Consider the following 234-nt stretch of genomic DNA (forward strand, 5'->3'; position numbering starts at 1 on the left):
ACCAGCGAACTGCGTACTGTCAGCTAAGATAATAGTTTTACGTGAAAAATAGGAGTGAAGCAAAGAAAAACCAGCAATAGCTACTAACCGCTGTTACAGGTGGTTTTTCATATCCATCATACCATGTAAAATTCTAACAACTTCAATTTCTTTTTCCGTCACGATTCTGTAAAAAATCACGTGTTGTCCAGTTTTAAATCCTAGAATATTTTTTTCAACCACATCATAAGATTT

1 protein-coding gene is annotated in these 234 nt (G+C 34.2%); it reads right to left on the reverse strand.

The window, feature by feature from the left end; genetic code table 11:
- Positions 1-93 precede the first annotated feature (93 nt).
- On the reverse strand, positions 94-222 hold the full coding sequence (locus tag SK086_RS13650; RefSeq protein WP_407652331.1) for a type II toxin-antitoxin system RelE/ParE family toxin: 129 nt from the start codon (positions 220-222) through the stop codon (positions 94-96).
- Between the last annotated feature and the right edge of the window lie 12 nt (positions 223-234).

Source organism: Flavobacterium cheonhonense, from assembly GCF_035671315.1.
GTDB classification, from domain to species: Bacteria; Bacteroidota; Bacteroidia; order Flavobacteriales; family Flavobacteriaceae; genus Flavobacterium; species Flavobacterium cheonhonense.